Here is a 25,494-nt window from a genome sequence, read left to right on the forward strand (position 1 = left end):
TTTCCGCGTTTGGCGCTGTTTACCTGAACTTGCATCCATTCTACGCCGGTGTATCGCGTCCACCGCCGGAAATCCCATGCATAGAAACGCCTATCTGCTGCTTGTGCTCACCGCCCTGTTCTGGGGCGCCAATGCGGTGGCGGGAAAGCTGGCGGTCGGCCACGTCTCGCCGATGCTGCTCACCACCATGCGCTGGGGGCTGGCGATGGCGATTCTTCTGTTCATCGGCTGGTCGCGGCTGAGAAATGACTGGCCGGTGGTTCGCGGGCATCTGTGGCTGCTGGTAGCGCTCGGCGGGCTTGGTTTCACCGTGTTCAACATGGCGCTCTATACGGCGCTGATCCACACCACTGCGATCAATGCCAGCATCGAGCAGGCGGGTACGCCGATGGTTATCTTCGCGGCCAACTTCCTGCTGTTTCGCCTGCGCGTCACCTGGGCGCAGATCGTCGGGTTCCTGCTGTCGATGGCAGGAGTGATCCTGACCGCCACCCATGGACGGCCCCTTGGGTTGCTCGGGCTCGAGGTGAACATCGGCGACGCGCTGATGCTGGTCGCGGTGCTTGTCTACGCCATCTACACGGTGATGCTGCGCTTCAAGCCGGCAATCCACTGGCAGAGCCTGATGATCATGCTGACGGGCGCGGCCTTCGTCACCAGCATTCCGGCCACGGCTGCCGAGTTCTGGACCGGCAGCATGATCGTCCCCGATGCGCGGGGCTGGGGGATCGTCCTCTTTACCGTGCTGTTTCCCTCAGTGCTGGCGCAGGCGTTCTACATCAGGGGCGTGGAACTGATCGGCGCAAATCGCGCTGGACTGTTTTTCAACCTGGTGCCGATCTTCGGCATGCTCCTGTCGATTGTCCTGCTCGGCGAGGATTTTCACCTCTATCACGCGGTCGCCATGGTGCTGGTGCTCGGTGGCATCTGGCTTGCAGAATATGGCGGGCGGAAGATGGCAGGTTGAATGTGTGGACCCGCATCGCCAAATTTGCTATCATGATAGCAAAGGAGAGCCGCGATGGCGCAATTGCTGGTCAGGCAGATCGATGACGACGTAAAGCAGCGCCTTCAGGAGCGCGCGGCGAAGCATGGCGTCAGCATGGAGGAAGAGGTCCGCATGATCCTGCGGGCGACCGTGCTGAAGGATGATGGGCAGGAGTTTGGCCTGGGGAGCAGGATAGCCGAATTGTTTCGCGACATCCCCGACAATGACGAGCCGCTGCCGGAATTTCCTCGTCAACCGTTCAAGCCGGTCGATTTCGGCGAATGATCGTTCTGGATACGAATGTGATTTCGGCGCTTATGCGACCGGACATGAACTCTGCAGTGGTATCCTGGCTCGATCGTCAAACGTCGACCATCGTCTGGATAACCGCCATAAGTGTCCTTGAGATACGATCGGGACTGTTTCTTTTGCCAGACGGCAGGCGCAAGAACGGCCTCTTGGAGCGGTTCGATCAGTTTTTGCGAGATGAGATAGTAGGTCGCGTTCTGCCGTTTGACCGAAATGCTGCCGAAGCCGCTTCGATTTTAAGCGCCGCGCGGATCGCCGTTGGTCGCAACATCGACAGGATGGATACGCAGATCGCAGGTATTGTCGTTTCAAGGCGAGCAGTTTTGGCCACGCGCAATATCAAGGACTTCAACGATCTCGATATTTCGCTGGTCAATCCCTGGCAGGATTGAAAAAGGCGCCGGTCACCCGGCGCCTTTCTTTAATCGAACAGCGGATAATCCGCTATCAAATACCGTTGACGTCGAACTGCAGCGGTTTGGCTGAGTCGATCGACGGGTTGGCGCGGACTTCGGCCAGCGCCTTTTCCGGGAAGGGCGCGTCGAGATAGAGCAGCGCGATGGCATCGCCGCCGGGCCGGTTGCGGCCGAGCTGGAAGTTGGCGATGTTGACGTTGTTCTTGCCGCACAGCGTGCCGAGCAGGCCGATGATGCCCGGCGCGTCGGCATTGGTCGTGTAGAGCATGTGCTGACCGACTTCGGCATCGAGATTGATGCCCTTGATCTGGATGAAGCGCGGCTTGTGGTCGGAGAAGCAGGTGCCGGCGATGGACCGCTCCTGCTTTTCGGTCTTCACCGTCAGCTTGATATAGCCGTCGAAGACGCCCGACTTGTCGCGCTTGACCTCGGCGACGATGATGCCGCGCTCCTTCACCATGATCGGGGCCGACACCATGTTGACGTCGGAAACCTGCGGCCGGATCAGGCCGGCAAGGGCGGCACTGATCAGCGCGCGGGTGTTCATCGTGGCGGTGGCGCCGTCGAACAGGATCTCGACTTCCTTGATTGGATCTTCGGTGACCTGGCCGACAAAGGCGCCGAGCACTTCGGCCAGCTTGACGAACGGCTTCAGGCGCGGCGCTTCTTCCGCGGTGATCGACGGCATGTTGATGGCGTTGGAGACCGCGCCCTTGACGAGGTAATCCGACATCTGCTCGGCCACCTGCAGCGCGACGTTTTCCTGCGCCTCGCTGGTCGATGCGCCGAGATGCGGGGTGGTGACGACGTTTTCCATGCCGAACAGTGCGTTTTCGGTCGCCGGTTCGGTCTCGAACACGTCAATGCCGGCGCCCGCAACCTTGCCGCTCTTCAGGGCTGCAATGAGGTCTGCCTCGACGATCAGGCCGCCGCGCGCGCAGTTGATGATGCGCACGCCGTCCTTCATCTTGGAGATGGCTTCGGCGTTGATGATGCCGCGCGTCTTGTCGGTCATCGGCGTGTGCAGCGTGATGAAGTCGGCGCGCTTGAGCAGCTCTTCAAGCTCGACCTTTTCGACGCCCAGCTCTTCGGCGCGGCCTTCCGACAGGAACGGGTCGAAGGCCACGACATGCATCTTCAGGCCGACGCCGCGCGTCGCCACGATCGAGCCGATATTGCCGCAGCCGATGACGCCCAGCGTCTTCGAGGTGATCTCGACGCCCATGAAGCGGTTCTTCTCCCACTTGCCGGCATGGGTCGATGCATTGGCTTCCGGGATCTGGCGGGCCAGCGCAAACATCAGCGCGACGGCGTGCTCGGCAGTGGTGATGGAATTGCCGAAAGGCGTGTTCATCACGATGATGCCTCGGCGCGAGGCAGCCGGGATATCGACATTGTCGACGCCGATGCCGGCGCGGCCGATGACCTTGAGATTGGTCGCGGCCGCGATCAGCTTTTCGGTGACTTTCGTCGCCGAGCGGATGGCGAGGCCGTCATACTGGCCGATGACTTCGAGCAGCTTTTCCTTGTCCTTGCCGAGATCGGGCAGGTAGTCCACTTCGACGCCGCGATCCTTGAAGATCTGGACTGCGGTGGGGGAGAGTTTGTCGGATACGAGAACGCGAGGCATGGTTGGGTTCCTTGGCGCTGGTTCCCTCCCCCTCGAGGGGAGGGTGGTCGCGAAGCGACCGGGTGGGGTTGTTGCGGCAGTGCTCGACGTAAGTCCTGTGATGCCGTCTGGATTTTGTTGAGGCTGGCGAGGTGGAGATGACCCCACCCGGCTCACTTCGTTCGCCACCCTCCCCTCAAGGGGGAGGCGCGCGCAGCGTCAGGCAGCCGCCTTCAGCGATGCCTTGGCCGTTGCGAAAGCCCAGTCGAGCCAGGGCGTCAGCGCCTGAAGATCAGACGCCTCGACGGTGGCGCCGCACCAGATGCGCAGGCCGGGAGGGGCATCGCGATAGCTGGCGATGTCATAGGCGACCTTTTCCGCTTCCAGAAGACCGGTAAACGTCTTCACGAAAGCCTGCTGGCCGGCGTCGTCGAGACCCGAGACCGCCGGGTCGACGAAGCGCAGGCAGACTGACGTGTTCGAGCGCGTGTCTTCTTCAGCGGCGAGGAATGCCACTGCCGGATTGTTCGCGACCCAGTCGGCCAGCACCTTGGCGTTGGCATCGGCGCGGGCGATCAGCGCATCGAGCCCGCCGATGGATTTCGCCCAGTCGAGTGCGTCGAGATAATCTTCAACCGCCAGCATCGACGGCGTGTTGATGGTCTCGCCCTTGAAGATGCCTTCGATCAGCTTGCCGCCGGAGGTCAGGCGGAAAATCTTCGGCAGTGGCCAGGCCGGTTTGTAGCTTTCGAGCCGCGCGACGGCGCGGGGGCTCAGGATCAGCATGCCGTGGCCGCCTTCGCCGCCCAGCACCTTCTGCCAGGAGAAGGTGACGACATCGAGCTTGTCGAAATCGAGCTTCTGCGCAAACGCCGCCGAGGTGGCGTCGCAGATGGTCAGGCCCTTGCGGTTCGCCGGAATGAAATCGCCATTGGCGACACGCACGCCCGAGGTCGTGCCGTTCCAGGTGAAGACTACGTCGCGGTCGAAATCGACGGCTGCGAGATCGGGCAGCGCGCCATAGGGCGCATCGAATGTGCGGACGTCCGGCAGCTTCAGCTGCTTGACCACATCGGTCACCCAGCCGGCGCCGAAGGATTCCCAAGCGACCATGTCGACGCCGCGCTCGCCGAGCAGCGACCAAAGCGCCATCTCGACCGCGCCGGTGTCGGAAGCCGGTACGATGCCGATGCGGTAGTCGGCCGGGACCTGAAGAACTTCGCGGGTAAGGTCGATGGCGCGGGCAAGCTTGGCCTTGCCGATCTTGGCGCGGTGCGAACGGCCAAGGGCTGCGTCGCGGAGGCCTTCAAGAGACCAGCCGGGGCGTTTTGCGCAGGGACCTGAGGAGAAATTGGGGTTTGCCGGACGGAGTCCTGGCGCGGAAAGCGTCGTCATCGTGGTTCTATCCTTCCAGATAGCTGGCCCCTCGTTGGGGAGGGGTGGCCCACGGCGGAAAATACAGAAAGACGCTGGGGATCGCAAGAGGGAATCGGCGTGCCGGCCGGACCGAAGGGTATCAGGCGCAGTGCGAATGCATCACATGATGAAATCAAGAGGAAATGAATCCTCTCCGCAAATTTTCTTGATGTGATGAAATTTACATAAGAAAGTGGTTTTGCTTTTTGAAATAATTTTTCCAAGCGGTGCTTTATCGTAAATAGGTATACTCATCATCCGATTTATACCTATTGATTGCGATGAGAATATTATGCAATCTGTTGGTGTTCAGAAGTACGTGGGCCTCTTTTGAGGCAGTTCATCCGGCCTGAATGCGATAAGAGCAGGGGAGTCTGCAGAAGATTTGGGTTCCATGAAAGCATGGCGTCGCAGGTCTATTGATAATATTCAAAATAACAAAAGAAGACGCAATGTAATTGCGTCATCGACACGAGGACAAATGGAGCGAGATAACGGTTCCAGACTTGTCGCGTGGCATCATTTGGGTGGCTTTTTCGCATGAATAAACCGCTCGGCCTTTCGTTTGAGCAAGGCCGTGGCAATTCAGATGAACACAGTTAGGCCACAAGGGGGCTTCGAGATGACTGTCACAACAACGTTCACGACCAACTTCGTCAAGTCAATCACGCTCAATTCGGACGGTTCGCAGGGTTCCCTGGTCAGCTTGCCTGGCGGAAGCTTTGGTGTTGCCTCTACAAGCTCGGGCAATACTGTTTTCGGGCAGCTCTACAATTTGTCAGGCAATCCGACAACTTCCAGTTTTCAGATAAGCAATCTCGGCGTAAACGCTGCAAACCCGGCAATCGCGCACCTGACGAACGGCAACAATGTCGTCGTTTTCCAGGATACGGACAGCATCGTTTTTCAGGTCAATTCGCCGACAGGGGCGATCGTCGTCTCCGATGTTGACATCGGAGACACCAATAGCAGCAATCCGGATGTGACCGCCCTGACGGGCGGCGGCTTTGTGATCGTCAATCAGGACAATTTTTCCGCTACCGATAATGATATCGATGTCAGAATTTATAATAACCTGGGCGTGGTGTCGAACGCATTTGCAGTTGACAGCAGCGGCGCGCACGACACCAACGCGAAAGTGGCGGGTCTCCTTGACGGCGGCTTCGCGGTAACATGGCAGCGGCTTGTAGCAGGCGAGACCGAGGTGTGGCGAGCGGTCTATAATGCCGATGGCTCGGTTCGCGCGGCCGCCGCTCTCTTCGATTCGGCCGGGACGATCAATGAAAACCCGGATATCGTGGCACTCGCCAACGGTGGCTTCGCCGTCGTTTACGCCGATAATGGGTGGGATGGTGTCGAGCGAGAAATAACCTATGCCCGTTTCGACATCGCCGGCACGTTCCAGGGGTTTACGAGGCTCAACACCAACACGCAGTCCGAGTTTCAGCCCAGCGTGGTGCAATTGTCGAATGGAGTTGTCGCCATCAGCTATCATGATGATGTCTTCGGAGATACAGATCCGATGGTTTCATTCGTTGACGGCAATAGTGGTGCATTGCTTTCGCCAAGCGGGCTTCGCTTGAACAGTTCGGTCAGCAACGAGCAGGACACCTCGATCGCGGCTCTGAATGACGGGCGGTTCGTCGTATCCTGGCACAACGGTTCAAACAATGATGTCGTTGCCGAGATACATCAGGCGGTAAGGTTCTCCAGCAGCGATGCCGCCAGCGATACCATTAACGGGTATGCTCTCGTCGACGAGATGCATGGTAATGGCGGCGATGACACGCTCAACGGCCTGGCCGGCAACGACATACTTTTTGGGGAGGCCGGCAATGATTTCCTGAATGGGGGCGCCGGCAAGGACACAATGTACGGCGGGGGCGACAACGATATTTATTTCGTTTCTTCGGCCGACGATCGCACCATCGAGGAGGTGGGGCAGGGCACGGACACTGTCCGGTCGCTGATCGACTGGACACTCGCGGCCAATGTCGATCGGCTCGAATTGCAGGGTACCGCCAATCTGACCGGAAACGGCAACGGTCTGAAGAACACGCTTGTCGGCAATAGCGGCAACAACATCCTTCGCGGCGCTGCCGGCAATGATCTGCTTGCGGGTGGAGCCGGCAACGATACCCTGGTCGGCGGCACCGGCATCGATGCTTTCCACTTCAATGCAACACTCGGCCCGACCAATATAGACAAGATCACCGACTACACCGTGGTTGACGATCTCATCCAGCTCGACAAGGGCATCTTCACCGGCCTTGCTGCCGGATGGCTGACGGCGGGCGCCTTCCATACCGGAAGTGCGGCGCATGATGCCAGCGATCGCATCATCTACAACAGCACGACTGGTGCACTGCTGTTCGACAAGGATGGCATAGGCGGCACTGCCGCGGTCAAGTTCGCCCAACTGTCGGCAGGCCTGAGCATGAATGCGGGCGAGTTCTTCATCGTCTGAACTCCGACCGCCTGAGCAATAAAAATCCCGCCACCCGAGAGGGTGGCGGGTTGTTGCCTGGGCGCTTGCGCGCCGCGGTACTCAATACTCTGCCGCTGGACCCGGAGGATGCACCTTCATGGTCAATGACCGGTTAATTCGGCCGCTCGAATCCGACTTTATTTTGCAAGGAAATGTTTGCCGTGGTCCGGAACGGAAAAAGGCGAGCCGAAGCCCGCCTTTTGTTGCCGGTAGCGATGTTGGAGCTCACCACAAATCGTAGCGCAGGCCGACCTTGAGCTGGTGATAGTCGATGCCTTTCGATATCCGGTAGCTGTCCAGGCCTGTCATCTCGACATATTGCGCACTCGGTGCTGCCAGATACTGGTATCCGACGTCGAGGGCGATATTCTTCGACAGCTGATACGCGACGCCGGCGTTCAGCGAATAGGCGAAGCTGACCTGGCTCTTCTTGTCGGCGAAGTCGACGTCGACGAAGGCCGGATCGCGAATGTCCTCTTTCAGCGTGTAGCTTCTCTTCGAATAGACTGCGCCGACACCGGCGCCGATATAGGGCGTCAGGCCGACATAGGTGCCGAGATCGGCATAGGCGTTGACCATGCCACTCCAGGCTTCATTCTTGGCGTTGACGCCCACTTCGGAAATGACGACGTCGGCATCGTTGGCAATCAGGTAGTCCAGCGACGAGTCGTTCTTCGACAGGAAGCCGAGGTTGATTTCGCCGCGCAGGAAATCGTTGAAGTGATAGCCGGCACCGATGCTTCCCGCGAGAGCCGTGTTGTCCTGGTCGAAGGAGTAGATCGGGCTCGGCCCGATCTCGGTGTTCTTGAACGGCTTGTTGAAGTTGTAGCCGAGGTCGCCGCGCAGATACCAGCCGGAGCCGACTTCCACGGGGACATATTCGGGCGCGTTGTCGACGAAGATCGGAGGATCGTAGTCGGCGGCATTTGCCGCGTTGCCCGCTAGCGCCGCCGCTACGGCAAGCGAAAAGATCAAAATGCCATGCGATTTCATCACGCCAAACTCCCGCAAATGCGGCACGACCGACTGTCGTGCAACCGCCACCCGAGAGCATTGTTAACCATAGGGGTTAAGTTGCGGTTAAGGCTAATGGATGGTTAGCGGATTTGTCGTTTTGGCGGCCCTGTTAAGGTTTGGGCAGGCCATTGATCGTTGTTTCGACCAAGAAAAAACCGCCCGGCTAAGGCCGGGCGGTCAAATGTGGTGGGCAGGGTAATTACTTGTAGACGGGCTCGACCGGGGGTGGCTCGTAGGCCACCGGCTCCGGCTCGGCGCAATCGGCCTTGCCGCCGCCGAACTGGTAGCGCAGGCCGCCGCGCACTTCATGCACGTTGAAGCCCTTGTCGTAGCCTGGGCCAGCGCCCGGGCCGCCGGCCGAGGAGTCGACATAGTCGAACATCTTGCCGCCGTTGACGCGGGTGAAGCGATAGCCGGCGTCGAATTGCAGGTTCTTGGTGATGCAGTAGGAAGCACCGGCCATGAGCGCATAGGCGAAGCGCCATTCCTTGCCGCCCTTATGGCTGTCGTCGACGCCCGGGAACTGGTTGCGCAGATTGTCCCACTTCACATAGGCGCCGCCGATACCGGCGCCGACATAAGGCGTCACGCGGTGCCAGGTGCCGAGGTCGACATAGGCGTTGGCGAGCAGCAGAAGTGCGCTGTAGGACGAAGTGTCGGTCGAGACGTTGACGCCGTCCGAGGTCTGGCCGTTGAATTTCGACTTGAACCAGTAATCGGCCGTCACATCGGTGCGGAAGTAGTTGTTGACCTGGTAGCCGACGCCGCCGCCGAACGACATTGCGCCCTTCAGGTCGCCGAAATCGAATGATTTCGAACCGGGAACCGGAACAGGTCCGCAGCCCGCGTCGCAGACGCCGTAGGTGATGTAGTCGGCGCCGCGGAATTTCGACCAGCGGTAGCCGAGGTCGCCGCGCAGATACCATCCGCCCGTCTCGACCGGCTGGTAGACGACTTGCGGCTGCGGCTCGACCACCGGTTCATACATGTCGGCAGCGACCGCGGGCGCGGCAAAGCCGGTCACCAGCAGCGCGGCAAACACCCGCTTGGAAATGTTGAGCATTTTCATTACCCCTGCGAATCCCTCGCACCCCCACCGGGGCGAGATCGGTTGAATTCGACGTGGATAATGGAGTCCAAAGGTTAAGTTGTGCTTAACCCTGTTCCTTAACCATGGCGAGCAACCGGCAGGCGTTTCCCGAACGGAAAAAGCCCGCCGGAGGCGGGCTTTTCAAAGGCATTGCTACTCCAGATCAGGCAGCCGTCTTGAGGTCCGAAATCACGCCGACAATGTCGTTGACCACGGTCTCGACCAGCTTGGGATCGTCGCCCTCCGCCATGACGCGGATCAGCGGCTCGGTGCCGGAAGGGCGGATGACGAGCCGCCCGGACTTGCCGAGGCGGTTGCGCGCGTCCTCGATCGCCGCCTTGACGGGCGCGGCTTCCAGCGGCTTGCCGCCGGAGAAGCGGACATTCTTGAGAAGCTGCGGCACGGGCTCGAACTTCCGGCACAGCTCGCTCACCGGCTTGTTCTGGCGCTTGATGCAGGCCAGCACCTGCAGGGCCGAGACGAGGCCGTCGCCGGTGGTGGAGAAATCCGAAAGCACGATATGGCCGGACTGCTCGCCGCCGATGTTGAGGCCGTGGGCGCGCATATGCTCGACGACGTAGCGGTCGCCGACCTGGGTGCGGTGAAGCTGCAGGCCGATATCGCCGAGGAAACGCTCCAACCCGAGATTGGACATGACTGTGGCAACGACGCCGCCACCGACGAGGCGGTCGTTCTGGTTCCAGGATTCGGCCACCAGCGCCATGATCTGGTCGCCGTCCACCACCGTGCCGTTCTCGTCGACGATGATCATGCGGTCGGCGTCGCCATCGAGCGCGATGCCGATGTCGGCGCGAACTTCATGCACCTTCCTGGCAAGGCTCTCCGGATGGGTCGAGCCGCAGTCCTCATTGATGTTGAAGCCGTTGGGGCTGTCGTGGATGGCGATGACCTCGGCGCCGAGTTCCCACAGAGCTGCGGGTGCTACCTTGTAGGCAGCGCCATTGGCGCAGTCGATCACGACCCGCAGGCCCGCCAGCGACATGGAACGCGGCAAGGTGCGCTTGGCGAACTCGATGTAGCGGTCATGCACGCCGTCGATGCGCTTGGCCCGGCCGAGCGCGTCTGCATCGGCAAGGGCGAGGTCAATGTCCTGATCGAGCATCGCCTCGATGCGCATCTCGATCTCGTCGGAAAGCTTGTAGCCGTCCGGGCCGAACAGCTTGATGCCGTTGTCGTAATAAGGGTTGTGCGAGGCCGAGATCATGACGCCGATGTCGGCGCGCAGCGAGCGCGCCAGCATGGCGACCGCCGGTGTCGGCACCGGGCCGAGCAGGAACACATCCATGCCGGCGGCGCAGAAGCCGGCTACCATGGCGTTTTCGATCATGTAGCCAGAAAGGCGCGTGTCCTTGCCGAGAACGACGCGATGGCGATGATTGCCGCGCTGGAAGGAAAGGCCGGCTGCCATGCCGACTTTCATGGCGATCTCGGCAGTCATCGGAAATTTGTTGGCGCGTCCGCGGATTCCGTCGGTTCCGAAATATCGTCTGCTCATACTCTACTATCCCCGGCCGAGAACTCATGTCCCGGCGCTGCTCTTGCCATAACAAGCCGGCCGCCCGATATCACATTATGTGATTATCTGTCATGAATCCTTCGAAATTCTTTCATTTTCAGTGACTTTGATTGCATAGACCCTTCATCGCCGGAGTGCCACATCTCCATTCGAATGCGCGAGGGTGCTCCGACACTTGCATTGGCGCATGATCCGGCCGGGAAATCGATTCCGATTTTCGGGGGATGGGCTAACGCATCGAGGCAATCCAGTCGCGCAACAAGGCTACCGCTTCCGGGTCTGCGACATGGCGGCCAAGTTCCGGCATCATGACGCCGGGCTCGGTGCTTTCGACGCGGTAGGGCAGGATCGAGCCGTCGGGATCGCCGGGCTTGATGTCGAAGGATCGGTCGCCCGAACCCTTGCCGGCAGCCACCGGCCGCTTGCCGACGCCGTAGCGCACTCTGTCCTTCTCGCCATAGGTCAGGAACAACCCTGAATTGCTGGCCGCCCCTTCCGCACGGTGGCAATGGGCGCAATTGACGTCGAGCCAGGCGCGGGCGCGGGCATCGAGCGGGGCCGATGCATCGCGCCAGTTCGGCACGGCGGGTAACGACGCCGGCAGGCCCGACAGGATTTTGGCCTCGGCCCAGTGTGCCAGCTGGTTCTGCGGGCCTGAGGCATAGGGAAAATCGCCGTTGAGGTTGCGCGCCTTGGGGCCCAGCGGCACGATTTCGCCGTTGAAGGCATGGCAGCCTTTGCACTGGTTCTTGTTGGGCACGGCATAGGTGAAGGTCAGCGGCGTGCCATCGGCCTTTACTGTCGCTATGTCGACCTTGGCGCCGGTTATCTTCAGCGTCGCCTCGGTCTGCTCGTCGTTCCACAGATAGGCCCATGCCTGCCAGCCGGTTTCATGCTTCAGCAGCACGCGGGTTTCGATCAGGCGGACATTTTTGTCGGGCGCGCGGAAATCGGCGGGAAAGGCGAAGGTTTTTATGAGCGCGGTGCCTACGGGGAAGTCGAAGGCTTCGGTGTCGTTGTACTGCGCTGACTGGACTTCGGGAACGTAGACGAAGCGGTATTTCAGGGCGTTGTCGGAGAAGAGCGGCGTGATCGGCGCGAAGGGGATGACGTTCTCGGCAGGTGTTTGCTTCGCGATATCGGTGAAGAAGCCGAATTCGGAGAGGAGCTTTGGCGGAGTGTCGGCGAGGACGGCGTCGGGGGAGACGGCGAGGGCGGGGGAGGAGGCCGTGCAGAACGCTGTCACCAGCGCGAATATCTGAACGAGAAAATGCGACCAGAGACGGAGCCCTACGTTGCCCCCCTCTGTCCTGCCGGACATCTCCCCCACGGGTGGGGAGATTAGCAGCGGCGATGCCGGCTCATCTCCTGCACCATTGGAGATTGGCGAAAGTTTTGATGAAGGCCTGATCTCCCCACCTGTGGGGGAGATGTCCGGCAGGACAGAGGGGGGCAACGTAGAGTGCATATCTCGCCGATCAGTGGTCACCGCCGCTGCGTCTCGGGGCCCATTTCAAGCCCCATTCTCCTGCGGCAGCTTCACCGCCGCCGGCTCCGGCAGGTTGCCTTTATAGGCCGAAATATCCTTATCCGGCGATGTCGACCACGGCAGCATCAACTGCGAGATCATCTTGAGATTGGCGAATGTCGTGCCCTCGGCCTCGTCGATATAGATGCGGTCGGCGGCTGAGACCCAGGTGAGATATTCGGGAATGCGGGTGACGCCGTCCCAGATGATGCTCGGCACAGGCGTGCCGGAGACATCGGAGATGGTCTTGCCGACCTCGCCGTCCGGCGCGTTGCCGCCCTCGCCATAGGTGTTGCCGTGGACGAAGACGCCGCGCGGCACGAACATGTAGTTGTCGTCGTCATATTCGTTGGGATAGGCGGCGATCAGCACATGGGTGGTGGCGTTGCCCGACAGGCGGTTGCCGAAGACGTGGACGTTGCGGTTGGCCATGACCATGATGCCCATACCCTTCGGCACCATGGCGACGGTGTTGCCCTTGGGCGCGAAATTGGGCGTGTCGTTGTCGACCACGTCATTGTCGAAGACGCGGATGTCGTGGCCGCCCTGCACCGGCAGATTGGGCAGGTCGAAGATGAGAATGCCGCCGGTGTTGTGGGTGGCGGTGTTCTTGTAGACGTCGGCCTTCATCGAATTTTCGATCTCGATGCCGGCGACATTGTATTCGGCGCGCGAATTGCGCACCACGATGTTCTCGCTCTGGCCGACATAGATGCCGGCATCCGCCGCCCCCTTCACCGTCACGCCGTCAACCAGGATATTCTTCGAGGTGACCGGGTAGACGCCGTAGGCGCCGTTGTTGGCGTCCGGGCCGTTGGTCCATTCGACGCGCAGGTTGCGGAAGGTTATCTGGTCCGAGCCCTTGGCCTTGACGCCGTCGCCCTTGGAATCCTCGACCGCGAAATCCTCCAGCACCACACGGTTCGAGGTGACCAGCAGGCCTTCGCCCGAGCCGGTCTGGCCCTTGAAGGAGAGGATGGTGGCATCAGGCCCCGCGCCCTTGACCAGCACGTCGTCGACGTCGAGCGACAGGCCCTCGGTGAGTTCGAACTTGCCGGCACCAATGGCGATCGTGTCACCGGGCTTGGCCATGATCAGCGCTTCGGTCAGGCGCTCGGCGGCGCCGTCTCCGGCTTCGACAGGGATCTCCGCGGCCAGAAGCGGGCCGCAGGCGGCAGAGGTCAAAAGCACGGCAAGAAAGGCCGCGCGCGGCGACAATGAACGCATGAAAATCCTCCCTCTTTGCATTGACGATGCTCCCGTGATCCATCAAAGTCAATAAAGATGAAACAGTTTCAGCTTTTGCCGAAATCGGAAACCGGCGCACCCGCGACCGGCCCGGTGGTGCCGCGCCAGAAGCGGGCGCAGCGCACGCGCACGGCCCTGCTGGCTGCGGTGGAGGCGCTTGTCGCAACTGACGGGGCGGACGCGGTGACGACGACGCGGCTCGCCGAGATCACCGGCGTGTCGGTCGGCACGATCTACCGTTATTTTTCCGATCGCGACCAGTTGCTGCTCGCCGCCTATGACGGCACCGTCGCGCGCATCGTCGAAACATGCGGCGAAGCCCTTGGCGATCTCGATGCAGAGATGCCGATGGCGGTAGCAGCAAAGCAACTGCTTGGGCTCTATCTCGATACGGCCGAGACTATTCCGGCGCATTCCGGTCTTCTGGCCGCCATGCGGGCGCTGCGACCGATCGAAGCCGACCAGGGCGGCGGCAACGAGGCCAGCATCGTCGGCGCTATCGTGGCGCCGTTTCTGCAGAAGTTTTCGGACGGGAGCCTAGCAGCCGATCCCTCCCGTCTGCATTTCCTCAGCGTGCTGATGGGAACGCTGGTCGATCTCTATCTGGTGACACCGGACACTTCGGATCGGACAAGGCTGCGCGAAGAGATAGAGGCGCATATGCTGCTGGCGCTCGAGCGTCTTTCCGGCTGAAAAGCGGGCGCAATCGTGCTGGCGAAGTTTTAGTCATAACAACGTCCAAAATAGATAGTATCTGGCGCAACTGTCCGTTGCAGGGTAAAGATTTGCTCAGGGACGTTTTGTGGGCAGCATTTACGGAGAATTGCCATGCTATTCAACAAACTAGTCACCCTATCGGGCTTCGCGACCCTCGCCCTGTTCATGGCGTCGCCAGCCAGCGCTCTGACCATGAAGGAATGCAGCGCCAAATATAACGCCGCCAAGGACGCCGGGTCGCTCAGTGGGCAGACCTGGAACCAGTTCCGCAAGGCCGAATGCGCTGCCGACGACAGCGCTGCAACCGCGCCGGCCAAGGCCGACACGAAGAAGGCTGCAAAGACGACCAAGAAGGCTTCTGACACGGCTGCCTCCGATGACGAGGCCAAGGGCCTGTCGATGAAGGAATGCAGCGCCAAATACAATGCGGCCAAGGACGCCGATGCGCTGAACGGCATGAAGTGGAACGACTTCCGCAAGGCCCAGTGCGGCCCGGGCGCCAGCACTACCGTCGCCGCCAAGCCTGCAAAGGCTTCCAAGTCGTCCGACACGGCAGCTGCCGGTGACGAGGCCAAGGGCCTGTCGATGAAGGAATGCAGCGCCAAGTACAATGCCGCCAAGGATGGCGACGCGCTGAACGGCATGAAGTGGAACGATTTCCGCAAGGCTGAATGCGGCCCGGGCGCCAGCGCCACGATGGCGGCCAAGCCAGCGGCTGCTTCCGACGACGACGGCAAGGGCCTGTCGATGCAGGAATGCAGCACCAAGTACAATGCCGCCAAGGACGCGAATGCGCTGAACGGCATGAAGTGGAACGACTTCCGCAAGGCCCAGTGCGGCCCCGGCGCCAGCGCCACCATGGCGGCAAAGCCGGCGAAAGCCTCGAAGTCCGACACGGCTGCTGCCGACACCGGCGGCAAGGGCCTGACGATGAAGGAATGCAGCGCCAAGTACAGCGCCGCCAAGGACGCCAATTCGCTCGGCGGCCAGAGCTGGAACCAGTTCCGCAAGTCGTCCTGCAGTGCATCGGCAGCTGACGACGACAGCGTACCGAACCTCGACCAGGCGACCTACGATGGCGAGCCGGACCAGCCAACCGTCACCGCGCCGCGCGGCGTAAGCTTCCCGAAGGCCGTGTCGAAGAAGTTCGCCACCGAAACCCCCGGCAAGGCACGCATGCACACCTGCCTCGAGCAGTATTACGACAACAAGGACAGCGATTCGCTGGCCGGCCTACGCTGGATCCAGAAGGGTGGCGGCTACTACAGCCTCTGCAACGCCCGCCTGAAGGCCAGCGTGTCCGGATAAGCGCCGACCGTTTCAGGAGAAGTGAAAAGCCCGCGGACTGAGAGGTTCGCGGGCTTTTTGTTGGGCGCATCGTCTTGGGTTCGACCCGCCAGTTAATGCAAAGGAAGAAATGCTTCTCAAAAAGAGAGTAAAGCCTGTCAATTCACTCATCTTCATTTCCGATGTCGATGGGGGTGATGCGCCGTATCCCGTAAAAGGCACCCTAATTCTCGCAACGCAATCATGTATTTCCGTTGGAACCTTTCCGGAAATCGAGGGTGCAACGGAAATTGTCATGGGACCTGTGGACGAGGCCAGTCCGGATGGTTCGCCCGACTTCAGCGGATTTCTCGAGACGCCGACCAGGCATTTGGTGGTCACTACGGTCGATGGGCGGGTCATTCTCAAGGCCTCTGTACAGGCTGCCCTGACATCTGTTCAGATTTGGCTCAGCCATCCCAAGTGGCCCGAAAGAATTATCATCGGTTGGGGAGAGCCGTAAGCGTTGGCTAGAAAGCCGTTACCGCCCGACGGTGGCAGGAATCGGTTCGGGTTCGGCAGTGAAAGGTTCCCAGCCGGCGAACCCATATTCAGGTTTGGACGAATGGCGATAACTGCTCGGACGTCGTGTTCGTTTGCCTGCGGTAGCTCTCTCATGAGGAAGGCGTCGCATCGCCCTCCTCCACCCCCCGCACCAGTTCGCGCAGCAGATCGGCGAGCGCTGCGCGCTTTTCCGGGCTGAGTTTTTCGAGGAATTGCATCTCGCTCGCCATGTCGGCGCGGAACGCTTCTTCCGCCCGCTTCTGGCCCTCCAGGGTCAGCGCCACGAAGAAGCTGCGGCCGTCCTCGGGTGATTTTTCGCGGGTGACGAGCCCTGCTTTTTCCAGCCTTCCCAGCCGATGGGTCAGCCCGCCCGATGAGATCATCAGCGATGTGTAGAGGTCGGTCGGCGTCAGCCTGTAGGGCGGGCCGGAACGGCGCAGGGTGCTGATGACGTCGAACTCGCCGCGGTCGAGCCCGAAGCCGGCGAAGGTCGCCTCGATACTCGGGCGGATGAGGTTCGACAGACGGTAGGCTCGCCCGAGGATCGTCATCGGCGTTGTGTCGATGTCGGGCGCTTCGCGGGCCCACTGGCCGCGCAGGCGGTCGACATGGTCGGGTTTCGGCTTGTCGCTCATGCTTTTCTCCATGGAAAGCCTATAGGCGCATTATATCTTGACGTGAAGATATTTTTTGACTAGATATCTTCACGTCAAGATAGTTTTGCAGCAATACGAACCAACCGGGAGAAGCAGGATGTACGAAGTCATTCGCCGCACCGAACCGAAGCCCGGCGCAAGCCGCACCGTTCTCTTCCAGGGCAACGAGCACGGTTCGCAGGTATCGTTCTTTCTGGTCGACAACGATCCGGGGCAGGGGCCGGGGCTGCATGTCCATCCCTATACGGAAACCTGGGTCGTGCGCTCGGGTGAGGCCGAATTCACCGTCGGGCGGGAAAAAACCCGCGCCACCGCCGGCGATATCGTCGTGGGCGCCGCCAACATCCCGCACAAATTCGTCAATGTCGGCAAGGGTCGACTGGAGATCGTCTGCATCCACGCCAACGACCATGTCGTGCAGGAGTTTCTGGAAGAGGCGAACGCTTAGTTTCTGGTGAGGCTCCCCCTCTCCGTCTCGGCTTCGCCGAGCCACCTCTCCCCCATTTCATGGGGGCGAGGAACCTGGGTTCTGCGAAGCCTCGACATTTCAGAACTTGGGTTCCTCGCCCCTGCGAAGCGGGGGGAGAGGTGGCGCGCGAAGCGCGACGGAGAGGGGAGCGTCCAAACGAAAAACGCCGCCGAACTTTCATCCAGCGGCGCTTCAATCTTCAATACTGCCCTTCGCTAGGGCTCCGGGTGTGGTCGACCGTATCCCGGCCGGGTTCCCGCTGCCTACGGCAGCGTCCCGGCGTTCGCTGGCCTATCACGATGCCACTGGCATCATGATTTTCTCGCTACGCTCGAAACCGGCTGCTCACCCCTGCGGCTGAGGCTCCATGCCGCCTTCGGGCTCCTCGCCCTTCTTGCGGCGGCCGCCGGTGGAGCCGGCTTTCGGCACGGCTGAGCCGCGGCTCGGGGGCGTGTCGTCGCCGAGATCGCGCGACGGCTTCTTGCCGGCCATCAGCTGCTTGATCTCTTCGCCGCTCAGCGTCTCGTATTCGAGCAGGCCTTCGGCAATCGCGATCCATTCCTTCTTCTTCTTGGTCATGATCCGCATCGCTTCGGCATAGGCCTCGTCGATCAGGCGGCGCACTTCGGCGTCGATGATCTGTGCGGTCTCTTCCGAGACGTTCTGCGTGCGGGCTACCGAGTGGCCAAGGAAAACCTCTTCCTGGTTGTCGCCATAGGCGACGCGGCCGAGCTTGTCGGAATAACCCCACTGGGTCACCATCGAGCGCGCCAGCTTGGTCGCCTGCTGGATGTCGGAGGAAGCACCGGAAGTGATGTTCTCCTTGCCGAACTTCAGTTCCTCGGCGACGCGTCCGCCCATCATGATCGCAAGGCGTGAGATCATCCAGGTGTAGGTCACCGAGTAGCGGTCGCCTTCCGGCAGCTGCATGACCATGCCCAGCGCGCGGCCACGCGGAATGATGGTGGCCTTGTGCAGCGGGTCAGCCTTCGGCACGTTCAGCGCGACGACGGCGTGACCAGCCTCGTGATAGGCGGTGTTGGTCTTTTCTTCCTGCGTCATGGCCGAGGAGCGGCGCTCCGCACCCATCATGATCTTGTCCTTGGCGTCCTCGAACTCCGCCATGGTGACCAGACGCTTGTTGCGGCGTGCCGCCATCAGGGCGCTCTCGTTGACGAGGTTGGCCAGATCAGCGCCCGAGAAGCCCGGGGTTCCGCGCGCGACGACCTTGAGGTCGACATTAGGAGCCAGCGGCACGTTGCGCACATGCACCTTCAGGATCTTCTCGCGGCCGACGATGTCGGGGTTGGGCACCACGACCTGACGGTCGAAGCGGCCCGGACGCAGCAGCGCGGGATCGAGAACGTCGGGGCGGTTGGTGGCGGCGATCAGGATGATCGATTCATTGGCCTCGAAACCGTCCATCTCGACCAGAAGCTGGTTCAGCGTCTGTTCGCGCTCGTCATTGCCGCCGCCGAGGCCGGCGCCACGATGGCGGCCGACGGCGTCGATTTCGTCGATGAAGATGATGCAGGGCGCGTTCTTCTTGGCCTGCTCGAACATGTCACGCACGCGGCTGGCGCCGACGCCGACGAACATTTCGACGAAGTCCGAACCCGAAATGGTGAAGAAGGGCACATTCGCCTCACCCGCAACCGAGCGGGCGAGCAGCGTCTTGCCGGTGCCGGGAGGGCCGACGAGCAGCACGCCGCGCGGGATCTTGCCGCCCAGCCGCTGGAACTTCTGCGGGTCGCGCAGGAACTCGACGATCTCCTCGAGGTCTTCCTTGGCCTCATCGACGCCGGCGACATCGCCGAAGGTGACGCGGCCATGCGCCTCGGTCAGAAGCTTGGCCTTGGACTTGCCAAAACCCATGGCGCGGCCGGAGCCGGACTGCATCTGGCGCATGAAGAATATCCACACGCCGAGGATGAGGATCATCGGCAGCCACGAAAGCAGCATCGAGAACAGCGAGCCGGAACCGTCGTTTTCAGGACGTGCCTGGATGGTGACGTTCTTGTCCTGCAGGCGCTGCACCAGCGTCGCGTCGCCCGGAGAATAGGTCTGGAAGGCGGTCGCGCTGTCGTTATAGGTGCCCGAAATGCGGTCACCGGCAATCGTCACCGTCTTGACGCGGCCAGCCTCGACCTCCTTCAGGAAATCCGAATAGGCGACATCGCTCGATGCGCCCCGCGTCTGCGGCGTCTGGAACAGATTGAACAACGCGATCAGAAGAACGGCGATGATCGCCCAGAGCGCGAGATTACGATAATTCGGATTCATCGATTATCCTGTTCGTGCCCGCAAGCGGACACGCATTGTTGGTGAAAAGCTTGGCTCTAACATAGGCACCGTCTCGGCCAATGCCAAGCAGAAGAGCACGGATCGGTTAAGCTTTAGCTTTGTGGCCTAGCCATGGCGAAGCGGGCAGGGGTGTTGCACCCAGCAGCGCAACCACGGCGCGTGCCGGTTCAAGATCGAAAGCTGGCAGAAAACGCGCCCACGGAGCCGCAACGGGCGTCGCCTTGAGCCCTCGCAAGGAGGCGTCGGCCGCAATCCGGCCGAGGCATTCCTCGCCCTGCCACAGCGCCGGCTCGGCGGCCAGGGCAGAACGGACAAGGCTTGCCGGCGCATTTTCCGGCTGCGTTGCCAAGGACTTGGCCGGTGATGAGCCGAGAGGTGCGACGTTGATGCCGCCGATCGAAGGGGCGCCCGAGATGCGGTAGCGGCCGTCCCAGATCATCCCGTCCTCGGGCGTCGATGGGGCAGGCAGTCCGCGCGCCTCGCGGTGGAGAAAAATGCCGATCCGCCGCTTGTCGATCACCGTCCGCGACAATGTGGCGCAAAAAGTGTCCCGCGCAAGATGGCTGAAAAGTTCGGCGGATCGCGCTTCGTCGGGCAGGAAAGGCGTGCCGCCGACGACTGCAAGCAGGGTGCGCAGTGCATAGACGGCGGCGTCGCGATTTTTGGGGGCCGCGAAGTCGCGGTCGAGCCGGAGCAGTCCGGGTGCTGGCCGGCTGGCAAAGGCACCGATCAGGGCGGCTGCTTCGGCTCCCAGCCGCATACGCTTGCCGGCAGCGTCCGTGGCGCTCGCCAGTGCTTCGGCCACCCGCTCGCCGTCCTGCCGGAGCTCTGCCCGCATGCGCGGGCGCTCGAAGGTCTCGTTGGTGTTGGTCGGGTCGTCCAGCCACGCAAGACCTTGCGCGCGCAGAAAATCGCGCAAGGCTTCGCGGCGTGTGGCGAGCAGGGGCCGGGCGATCCAGACGTGGCAATCGAACAGGGTCGCGGGCGCCATGCCGGCCAGCCCGCGACCGTCGTCTTGGCGCGCCTTGCGCATCAGCACCGTCTCGGCCTGGTCGTCGGCGGTGTGGCCGGTGAGGATCAGGTCTGTGCCTTCGAGCGCTGCTGCCTGCGCCAGCAGCCTATAGCGCGCCTCGCGGGCGGCGGCGGGAATGCCGGTTGCGGGTTTTTCGCCCGTCCATGTCATGGTGCGGTGGGCGATGCCGTGGCGGGCAGCAAGCTGTGCCACAGCAATGGCCTCGTCTGCCGAGCCCGGCCGCAAGGCGTGATCGACGGTCACCGCCACCAGCCGGGTTGCGGGGGCGGTCCGGTCGAGAAAGGATTTTGCCAGGAGAAGGAGGGCGAGGGAGTCGCTGCCGCCGGAAACCGCTGCGATCAGCGCGGGGCGCGGCGCGACATCAAAATTCGAGAAGAGCTGAAGTGGGTCGATGCCCACCGGAGCGGTCAGCACGCGGCAAGCGCCTGTTCCTGCTTGATGCGCTCCCTGAGTGCGCCGGAAACTTCGGGGTAGCGCTTGCCGATCTCGCCGAAGGTGGCGCAGGCAACGTCGCGCTGATGCAGGCCGACCAGCGAGACACCGAGCTTGAACAGCATGTCGGGCGCTTTCTTGGCCTTGGGGAATTCCTTGTTGGCGGCGAGGAAGATTTCAGCCGCATCGCGATATTTCTGCTGCCCGAGCAGGGCTTCGCCGAGCCAGTAGCGCGAATCAGCCGTCTTGGGGTCGGCCGGGAAACGCGCGATGTGATCGCGGAAGCCGGATTCCGCCGTGCTGTAGTCGCCCGAAAGAATGAACTGGTAGGAGTTGCGGTAGACTTCGTCCGGATCGTCGGTCGCGGGCAATGCTGCAACGACCGCGCCGTTCGAAGGTGCCGCGTCGTTGTCGGCGGGCGCGTCCAGGTCGCTGCCGCCGACCGAAGCCTGGTCGCCGACGCTGCCGCTGGTGACGTTGCCGTCAGCGTCGAAGGTGATCGTGCCGAAGGTCGACGGTGCCTTTCCCGTTCCGTTGCCGGGTGGGGTAGGGCTGCCGCCGTTTTCGCCGATGACCTGCTCGACGCTCTGTGATGACGAACCGCCGGTGGCGGCGGTCGTCTGCTTGTCGGAAGACGTCGCGGAGTTCTCCGCGACGCTTCTGTTTGTCTTGCCCGAGCCGGCGTCCGACTTCTTCTTGCCTTCCAGCTCCTGGAAGCGGAACTCGTTGTCTTCCTGCATCTTGCGGATCTGTTCCTGCATCTGCAGGATCTGGAAGTTGAGTTCCTCGACCTTGCCGTTCAGCGAACGGATCTGCTCTTCAAGGCCGCTGACGCGCGGGTCGCCGGCTTGTGCGACCTGATACGTGCCGCTGCTGCGGTTGCCGAAAACGCCCGGCAGGTCCGCCTTCGGCGAAGGCGAGGAAATACCCGCGCCGTCGCTTCTGCCCGGGCCGTGTCCCGGCCCAGCGTCACGCGCAAAAGCCGCGCCTGAAAGCAATAGCACGGCAAGTGTGCCGCTCAGGATGGATCGAAAATACATGTGCCTCTCGCCATTGAAAAACGGGAAATCGCGCGGTTGCGCACCGCCTTTTATCAGGGAGCGAGACTTCGGCCAAATTTTGTTTGCAAAATGTGGCAATGAAAAAGGCGGCCCTTGAGCCGCCTTTCCAAAACAGGTGTTGCTAATTTACCGCGTGTAGCGGGAGATCAGGCTTTCTGCTTGCGCATGATCTTGTTCGTAAAGTCTGCAACTTTACGGGATCAAGCGCTTAGCTGCCGGCACCGCCGAGCGTGGTGACGGCGCGACGGTTCTGCGACCAGCAGGAGATGTCGTCGCAGACGGCGACCGGGCGTTCCTTGCCGTAGGAGATCGTCTTCAGGCGGTTCGAGGCGACGCCACGGGCGACGAGGAAGTCGCGGGCGGCGGCGGCGCGGCGTGCACCGAGCGCCAGGTTGTATTCGCGGGTGCCGCGCTCGTCGGCATGGCCTTCGACGACGATGGCGTAGTTGCCGTACTTGTTAAGCCACTGTGCCTGACGGCTCAGGATGCCCTGCGCGTCGGCGCGGATCGACGAGGAGTCGGTATCGAAGAAGATACGGTCGCCGACATTGACGGTGAAGTCCTGGGCCGAGCCAGGCGTTGCAGCGCCCGCGCCGCCCAGTCCGAGATCGGCAGCACTGTTAGGGGTTTTCTTGGAAGCACAGCCGGCGATAGCCAGCGACATCATCAAGGCGATGACCACAGGGTTGGTTGCTAGTTTAGCGATGCGGCGCATCCCGCCTCTCCTTCGTATTCGAGTGATTTCGTTGATCGATCAGTAACCACATCGCAGTTAACCGCCGGTCAAGAAACAGGGTTAATGATTGGTTGCCGACGCCCGTCCGCGTTCGGCATACGACCCACATTTCATTTCCCGCGCACCGTAGGCCGAAATGCGGCGGAAACGCGGCGATCCTATGAAGCGCCGCGTTCTGAATGCCTTCGTCCTATTCGAGAAGCGGCGACCAGGCCGGGTCAGAGCCGAAATTCGCCGTCGGAATGGCCTGTTCGTTGCGGCCCGTCAGGTCGATCGAGTGGAGCTTCGGTCCGCCGGCACCTGCCGCATCGCGGAAGAACATCAGCACGCGGCCATTGGGCGCCCAGGTCGGGCCTTCCTGCTGGAAGCCCGAGGAAAGAATACGCTCGCCCGAACCGTCGGTCTTCATCACGCCGATCTGGAACTGGCCGCCAGCCTGCTTGGTGAAGGCGATCAGGTCGCCGCGCGGCGACCATACCGGCGTCGAATAGGTGCCGTCGCCGAAGGAGATGCGGGTCTGGCCGGAGCCGTCCGCGCCCATGACGTAGATCTGCGGACGGCCGCCGCGGTCGGAGGTGAAGACGACCTTGGAGCCATCCGGCGAATAGGACGGCGAGGTGTCGATCGAGTTCGAATTGGTCAGGCGCGTGGTGGTGCGGCTACGCAAGTCCATGGCAAAGACGTTGGAATTGCCGTCGTCGCGCAGCAGGCTCATGATGACCTTCTGGCCGTCAGGCGAGAAGCGCGGGGCGAAGGTCATGCCGGGGAAATTGCCGACGAGTTCGCGCTGGCCGGTCTCGATCTGCAGCAGATAGACCTGCGGCTGGCCGCTCTCATAGGACATGTAGGTGATTTCCTGGCGCGTCGGCGAGAAGCGCGGCGTCAGCACGATCGAGCGGCCATCGGACAGATAGCGGATATTCGCGCCGTCCTGGTCCATGATGGCGAGGCGCTTCTTGCGCTGGTTCTTGGCGCCCGACTCGTCGATGAATACGACGCGGGTGTCGAAATAACCCTTCTCACCGGTCAGGCGCTCATAAATGGCGTCGGCGATGATGTGGGCGACGCGGCGCGAATTGGCACGCGAGGAGAAGAACTGCTCGCCGATGAGCTGCTGGCCGGCGAAGGTGTCCCACAGCCGGAATTCCGCCTTCAGCCTGCCGTCCGCTTCCTGGGTGACCCGGCCGGTGACGAGCGCCTGCGCGTTGATGACCTTCCAGTCCTCGAAGCGCGGGGCGGCGTCGGGATTGGAGATCTTTTCGATGAAAGCGCCCTTGTCGATCGGCGCAAACAAGCCGGAACGCTTGAGGTCGGCTGCGACGATGCCCGAAATCTCGGCGCCGACGGCGTCACCCGACAGGAAGTCGGTGATGGCGACCGGCAGCGGCTCGACGGTGCCCTTGTTGACGTCGATCTCGACCAGCGCATGGGCCGGCAGAGTGGCGACCGCGCTCAGCCCCGTGGCAAGCGCGCCCATCAGCATGATCGTCTTGAAAAAATTCTTCATGAAGTTCGGCCTCTTTGGTCCAGATGCGCGGATGTGGGTCAGAACATCTCGCTGGGGTCGAAATTGACGATGACGTCAGCCCAGGCGTCATACTTATCGGCGGGAAGATTGTAGGGCGAGCAGCGCGAGACGGCGCGGCGGGCGGCTTCAGCGGCTGCGCGTTCGACGCCGGAGCTGCCGCCGCCGGAAATGATCTCCGGGCTGCCTTCCAGCGCGCCGGAACGGTCGAGCTTGAACTTGACCGAAACTTTCAGCGTGTCGCCGTCGAGCGCGCCGGCCGGAATGTTCCAGCACCGTTGTACCTGGCCGCGCAGCGCGTCCATCTCGCTCATCGACAGCTTCGAGCCGCCGGTGGTCTTTTCGCCGCCCAGCGATGCCTGTTCGGTCGAGCGCTTGGCGCCGCCGCCGGAAGCCTTGTCCTTGTTGAGGAGCGCTGCGACCTCGTCGGCGTTGAACGACTTTTCCGTCGATTTCGGCTTGGCGGCTGCTTCCTTGGCCGGCTTTTCCGCTTCCTTGCGGTCGGGCGTCTTTGCCGTCTGGGCCTGCGGCGGCTGCGGCTTTGCGGCCGGCGAGGGCGCCGTGTTGGGCAACTGTACCGTCTCGGCGTCGGGCTTTTCAGCCGCGATCGTCTCGGCCACCGGGTCCGGCTTCACTTCCTGCTTGGGCTGCGGCTGCGGCGTCACTTCCGTGGCGGGCACCGGCGTCGGCTTGGGCTCTTCCTGCTTGACCGGCTCGGGCTTGGGCTGCTCGGGCGCAGGCTTCGGGGTCGGCTCGGGCGAGGGCGGCGGCGCGTCGGCTGCTTCGACCGGCTTGGGCTTGGCTTCCGGCGTCACCTTCTTGTCGGTGTCGACGGTGTTTTCGCCGACCTTCTGCGCGTCCGGCACGATGTCGGGGCGCTGCGTCGGCTTGGGCGCAGGCTTTTCGTTTACCGCTGCGGTCTTGTCGCCCTGCTGGATCTGCGTGATTTCCTCGATCGGAATGATGTCGACCGGAAACGCCTCGACATCGGCGACCTCAAGGGCGCTCGGTGCCGACAGCGTCAGCAGGCCGAAGGTAAGGACCGCGGCATGCATGATAACCGATGTGGTGAGACCGGCCTTCAT

The 25,494-nt window shown here is 61.9% G+C and carries 22 protein-coding genes; 8 read left to right on the forward strand and 14 right to left on the reverse strand.

Features of this window, described 5'->3' with window-relative positions; translation table 11 throughout:
* Positions 1 to 76: 76 nt before the first annotated feature.
* From WBQ96_RS10615 to WBQ96_RS10625, 3 genes are read left to right on the forward strand one after another with little or no spacing between them, the layout of a single operon-like run.
* Entirely contained in the window at positions 77 to 967 is an 891-nt protein-coding gene (locus WBQ96_RS10615) for a DMT family transporter (RefSeq protein ID WP_336549928.1), read from the forward strand.
* A gap of 54 nt (positions 968 to 1,021) precedes the next feature.
* Positions 1,022 to 1,273, forward strand: a complete 252-nt coding sequence (locus WBQ96_RS10620; protein WP_165118338.1) for a FitA-like ribbon-helix-helix domain-containing protein — start codon at positions 1,022 to 1,024, stop codon at positions 1,271 to 1,273.
* Entirely contained in the window at positions 1,270 to 1,689 is a 420-nt protein-coding gene (locus WBQ96_RS10625; protein WP_336549927.1) for a type II toxin-antitoxin system VapC family toxin, read from the forward strand. Before WBQ96_RS10620 ends, WBQ96_RS10625 begins: the two co-directional genes overlap by 4 nt.
* A gap of 55 nt (positions 1,690 to 1,744) precedes the next feature.
* Here the strand turns inward: WBQ96_RS10625 and serA are convergent, their stop codons facing one another.
* The gene (gene serA, locus WBQ96_RS10630) at positions 1,745 to 3,343 is read right to left on the reverse strand and encodes a phosphoglycerate dehydrogenase (RefSeq protein ID WP_336549926.1); all 1,599 of its coding nucleotides are present in this window, start codon (positions 3,341 to 3,343) and stop codon (positions 1,745 to 1,747) included.
* A gap of 198 nt (positions 3,344 to 3,541) precedes the next feature.
* The gene (locus tag WBQ96_RS10635; RefSeq protein WP_336549924.1) at positions 3,542 to 4,717 is read right to left on the reverse strand and encodes a phosphoserine transaminase; all 1,176 of its coding nucleotides are present in this window, start codon (positions 4,715 to 4,717) and stop codon (positions 3,542 to 3,544) included.
* Between the two features lie 586 nt (positions 4,718 to 5,303).
* Between WBQ96_RS10635 and WBQ96_RS10640 the strand changes: the two genes are divergently transcribed.
* The gene (locus WBQ96_RS10640; protein WP_337035887.1) at positions 5,304 to 7,205 is read left to right on the forward strand and encodes a calcium-binding protein; all 1,902 of its coding nucleotides are present in this window, start codon (positions 5,304 to 5,306) and stop codon (positions 7,203 to 7,205) included.
* A 246-nt stretch (positions 7,206 to 7,451) separates the two neighbouring features.
* On the opposite strand, the gene WBQ96_RS10645 is transcribed toward WBQ96_RS10640, so the two are convergent.
* The 5 genes from WBQ96_RS10645 to WBQ96_RS10665 all read right to left on the reverse strand — a co-directional run bounded on the left by WBQ96_RS10645 (position 7,452) and on the right by WBQ96_RS10665 (position 13,625).
* On the reverse strand, positions 7,452 to 8,219 hold the full coding sequence (locus tag WBQ96_RS10645) for an outer membrane protein (protein ID WP_336550293.1): 768 nt from the start codon (positions 8,217 to 8,219) through the stop codon (positions 7,452 to 7,454).
* A 223-nt stretch (positions 8,220 to 8,442) separates the two neighbouring features.
* The gene (locus tag WBQ96_RS10650; RefSeq protein WP_336549921.1) at positions 8,443 to 9,306 is read right to left on the reverse strand and encodes an outer membrane protein; all 864 of its coding nucleotides are present in this window, start codon (positions 9,304 to 9,306) and stop codon (positions 8,443 to 8,445) included.
* A gap of 190 nt (positions 9,307 to 9,496) precedes the next feature.
* On the reverse strand, positions 9,497 to 10,849 hold the full coding sequence (gene glmM / locus WBQ96_RS10655; RefSeq protein ID WP_336549919.1) for a phosphoglucosamine mutase: 1,353 nt from the start codon (positions 10,847 to 10,849) through the stop codon (positions 9,497 to 9,499).
* 250 nt (positions 10,850 to 11,099) lie between these two features.
* The gene (locus WBQ96_RS10660) at positions 11,100 to 12,191 is read right to left on the reverse strand and encodes an SO2930 family diheme c-type cytochrome (RefSeq protein ID WP_336549917.1); all 1,092 of its coding nucleotides are present in this window, start codon (positions 12,189 to 12,191) and stop codon (positions 11,100 to 11,102) included.
* A 192-nt stretch (positions 12,192 to 12,383) separates the two neighbouring features.
* Complete coding sequence (locus tag WBQ96_RS10665; RefSeq protein ID WP_336549915.1) at positions 12,384 to 13,625, reverse strand: parallel beta-helix domain-containing protein; 1,242 nt, start codon at positions 13,623 to 13,625, stop codon at positions 12,384 to 12,386.
* 57 nt (positions 13,626 to 13,682) lie between these two features.
* Between WBQ96_RS10665 and WBQ96_RS10670 the strand changes: the two genes are divergently transcribed.
* From WBQ96_RS10670 to WBQ96_RS10680, 3 genes are all read left to right on the forward strand, one after another.
* Positions 13,683 to 14,339 (forward strand): TetR/AcrR family transcriptional regulator, encoded by a 657-nt coding sequence (locus WBQ96_RS10670; RefSeq protein ID WP_336549913.1) that lies wholly within the window; start codon positions 13,683 to 13,685, stop codon positions 14,337 to 14,339.
* A 135-nt stretch (positions 14,340 to 14,474) separates the two neighbouring features.
* Positions 14,475 to 15,671, forward strand: coding sequence for a hypothetical protein (locus WBQ96_RS10675; RefSeq protein WP_336549911.1), 1,197 nt, complete (start codon positions 14,475 to 14,477; stop codon positions 15,669 to 15,671).
* A gap of 109 nt (positions 15,672 to 15,780) precedes the next feature.
* Positions 15,781 to 16,152 (forward strand): hypothetical protein, encoded by a 372-nt coding sequence (locus tag WBQ96_RS10680; protein WP_336549909.1) that lies wholly within the window; start codon positions 15,781 to 15,783, stop codon positions 16,150 to 16,152.
* A 151-nt stretch (positions 16,153 to 16,303) separates the two neighbouring features.
* Here the strand turns inward: WBQ96_RS10680 and WBQ96_RS10685 are convergent, their stop codons facing one another.
* Positions 16,304 to 16,828 (reverse strand): MarR family winged helix-turn-helix transcriptional regulator, encoded by a 525-nt coding sequence (locus tag WBQ96_RS10685; protein ID WP_336549907.1) that lies wholly within the window; start codon positions 16,826 to 16,828, stop codon positions 16,304 to 16,306.
* Positions 16,829 to 16,946: 118 nt separating this feature from the next.
* On the opposite strand from WBQ96_RS10685, the gene WBQ96_RS10690 reads away from it, so the two are divergent.
* Entirely contained in the window at positions 16,947 to 17,297 is a 351-nt protein-coding gene (locus tag WBQ96_RS10690; RefSeq protein WP_336549905.1) for a cupin domain-containing protein, read from the forward strand.
* 366 nt (positions 17,298 to 17,663) lie between these two features.
* Here the strand turns inward: WBQ96_RS10690 and ftsH are convergent, their stop codons facing one another.
* The 6 genes from ftsH to WBQ96_RS10720 all read right to left on the reverse strand — a co-directional run bounded on the left by ftsH (position 17,664) and on the right by WBQ96_RS10720 (position 25,494).
* Positions 17,664 to 19,601 carry an ATP-dependent zinc metalloprotease FtsH gene (gene ftsH, locus WBQ96_RS10695; protein WP_165118362.1) on the reverse strand — a complete coding sequence of 646 codons (1,938 nt, stop codon included), beginning with the start codon at positions 19,599 to 19,601 and terminating at the stop codon, positions 17,664 to 17,666.
* Positions 19,602 to 19,707: 106 nt separating this feature from the next.
* Complete coding sequence (gene tilS / locus WBQ96_RS10700) at positions 19,708 to 21,069, reverse strand: tRNA lysidine(34) synthetase TilS (protein ID WP_336549903.1); 1,362 nt, start codon at positions 21,067 to 21,069, stop codon at positions 19,708 to 19,710.
* A complete protein-coding gene (gene ybgF / locus WBQ96_RS10705) occupies positions 21,063 to 22,127 on the reverse strand; it encodes a tol-pal system protein YbgF (protein WP_336549900.1) in 1,065 nt (354 codons plus the stop codon). The genes tilS and ybgF overlap by 7 nt, the downstream gene beginning before the upstream one ends.
* A gap of 229 nt (positions 22,128 to 22,356) precedes the next feature.
* Positions 22,357 to 22,863: a peptidoglycan-associated lipoprotein Pal gene (gene pal / locus WBQ96_RS10710; RefSeq protein ID WP_336549899.1), complete on the reverse strand. Its 507-nt coding sequence runs from the start codon at positions 22,861 to 22,863 to the stop codon at positions 22,357 to 22,359.
* A 211-nt stretch (positions 22,864 to 23,074) separates the two neighbouring features.
* Positions 23,075 to 24,391, reverse strand: a complete 1,317-nt coding sequence (tolB, locus tag WBQ96_RS10715) for a Tol-Pal system beta propeller repeat protein TolB (protein ID WP_165118368.1) — start codon at positions 24,389 to 24,391, stop codon at positions 23,075 to 23,077.
* A gap of 38 nt (positions 24,392 to 24,429) precedes the next feature.
* Entirely contained in the window at positions 24,430 to 25,494 is a 1,065-nt protein-coding gene (locus WBQ96_RS10720) for a hypothetical protein (protein ID WP_336549897.1), read from the reverse strand.

Source organism: Mesorhizobium sp. CCNWLY176 (assembly GCF_037153935.1).
Taxonomy (GTDB): Bacteria; Pseudomonadota; Alphaproteobacteria; order Rhizobiales; family Rhizobiaceae; genus Mesorhizobium_M; species Mesorhizobium_M zhangyense.

Bases quoted from the DNA above. Each gene is read 5' to 3' on its own strand.
- WBQ96_RS10720 (WP_336549897.1), bottom strand. From the start codon at position 25,494: ATGAAGGCCGGTCTCACCACATCGGTTATCATGCATGCCGCGGTCCTT.
- WBQ96_RS10665 (WP_336549915.1), bottom strand. From the start codon at position 13,625: ATGCGTTCATTGTCGCCGCGCGCGGCCTTTCTTGCCGTGCTTTTGACC.
- WBQ96_RS10625 (WP_336549927.1), top strand. From the start codon at position 1,270: ATGATCGTTCTGGATACGAATGTGATTTCGGCGCTTATGCGACCGGAC.
- tolB (WP_165118368.1), bottom strand. From the start codon at position 24,391: ATGAAGAATTTTTTCAAGACGATCATGCTGATGGGCGCGCTTGCCACG.
- WBQ96_RS10680 (WP_336549909.1), top strand. From the start codon at position 15,781: ATGCTTCTCAAAAAGAGAGTAAAGCCTGTCAATTCACTCATCTTCATT.
- ftsH (WP_165118362.1), bottom strand. From the start codon at position 19,601: ATGAATCCGAATTATCGTAATCTCGCGCTCTGGGCGATCATCGCCGTT.
- WBQ96_RS10650 (WP_336549921.1), bottom strand. From the start codon at position 9,306: ATGCTCAACATTTCCAAGCGGGTGTTTGCCGCGCTGCTGGTGACCGGC.
- WBQ96_RS10615 (WP_336549928.1), top strand. From the start codon at position 77: ATGCATAGAAACGCCTATCTGCTGCTTGTGCTCACCGCCCTGTTCTGG.
- glmM (WP_336549919.1), bottom strand. From the start codon at position 10,849: ATGAGCAGACGATATTTCGGAACCGACGGAATCCGCGGACGCGCCAAC.
- WBQ96_RS10670 (WP_336549913.1), top strand. From the start codon at position 13,683: ATGAAACAGTTTCAGCTTTTGCCGAAATCGGAAACCGGCGCACCCGCG.
- serA (WP_336549926.1), bottom strand. From the start codon at position 3,343: ATGCCTCGCGTTCTCGTATCCGACAAACTCTCCCCCACCGCAGTCCAG.
- WBQ96_RS10660 (WP_336549917.1), bottom strand. From the start codon at position 12,191: ATGTCCGGCAGGACAGAGGGGGGCAACGTAGGGCTCCGTCTCTGGTCG.
- WBQ96_RS10635 (WP_336549924.1), bottom strand. From the start codon at position 4,717: ATGACGACGCTTTCCGCGCCAGGACTCCGTCCGGCAAACCCCAATTTC.
- WBQ96_RS10685 (WP_336549907.1), bottom strand. From the start codon at position 16,828: ATGAGCGACAAGCCGAAACCCGACCATGTCGACCGCCTGCGCGGCCAG.
- WBQ96_RS10675 (WP_336549911.1), top strand. From the start codon at position 14,475: ATGCTATTCAACAAACTAGTCACCCTATCGGGCTTCGCGACCCTCGCC.
- WBQ96_RS10620 (WP_165118338.1), top strand. From the start codon at position 1,022: ATGGCGCAATTGCTGGTCAGGCAGATCGATGACGACGTAAAGCAGCGC.
- pal (WP_336549899.1), bottom strand. From the start codon at position 22,863: ATGCGCCGCATCGCTAAACTAGCAACCAACCCTGTGGTCATCGCCTTG.
- WBQ96_RS10690 (WP_336549905.1), top strand. From the start codon at position 16,947: ATGTACGAAGTCATTCGCCGCACCGAACCGAAGCCCGGCGCAAGCCGC.
- ybgF (WP_336549900.1), bottom strand. From the start codon at position 22,127: ATGTATTTTCGATCCATCCTGAGCGGCACACTTGCCGTGCTATTGCTT.
- WBQ96_RS10645 (WP_336550293.1), bottom strand. From the start codon at position 8,219: ATGAAATCGCATGGCATTTTGATCTTTTCGCTTGCCGTAGCGGCGGCG.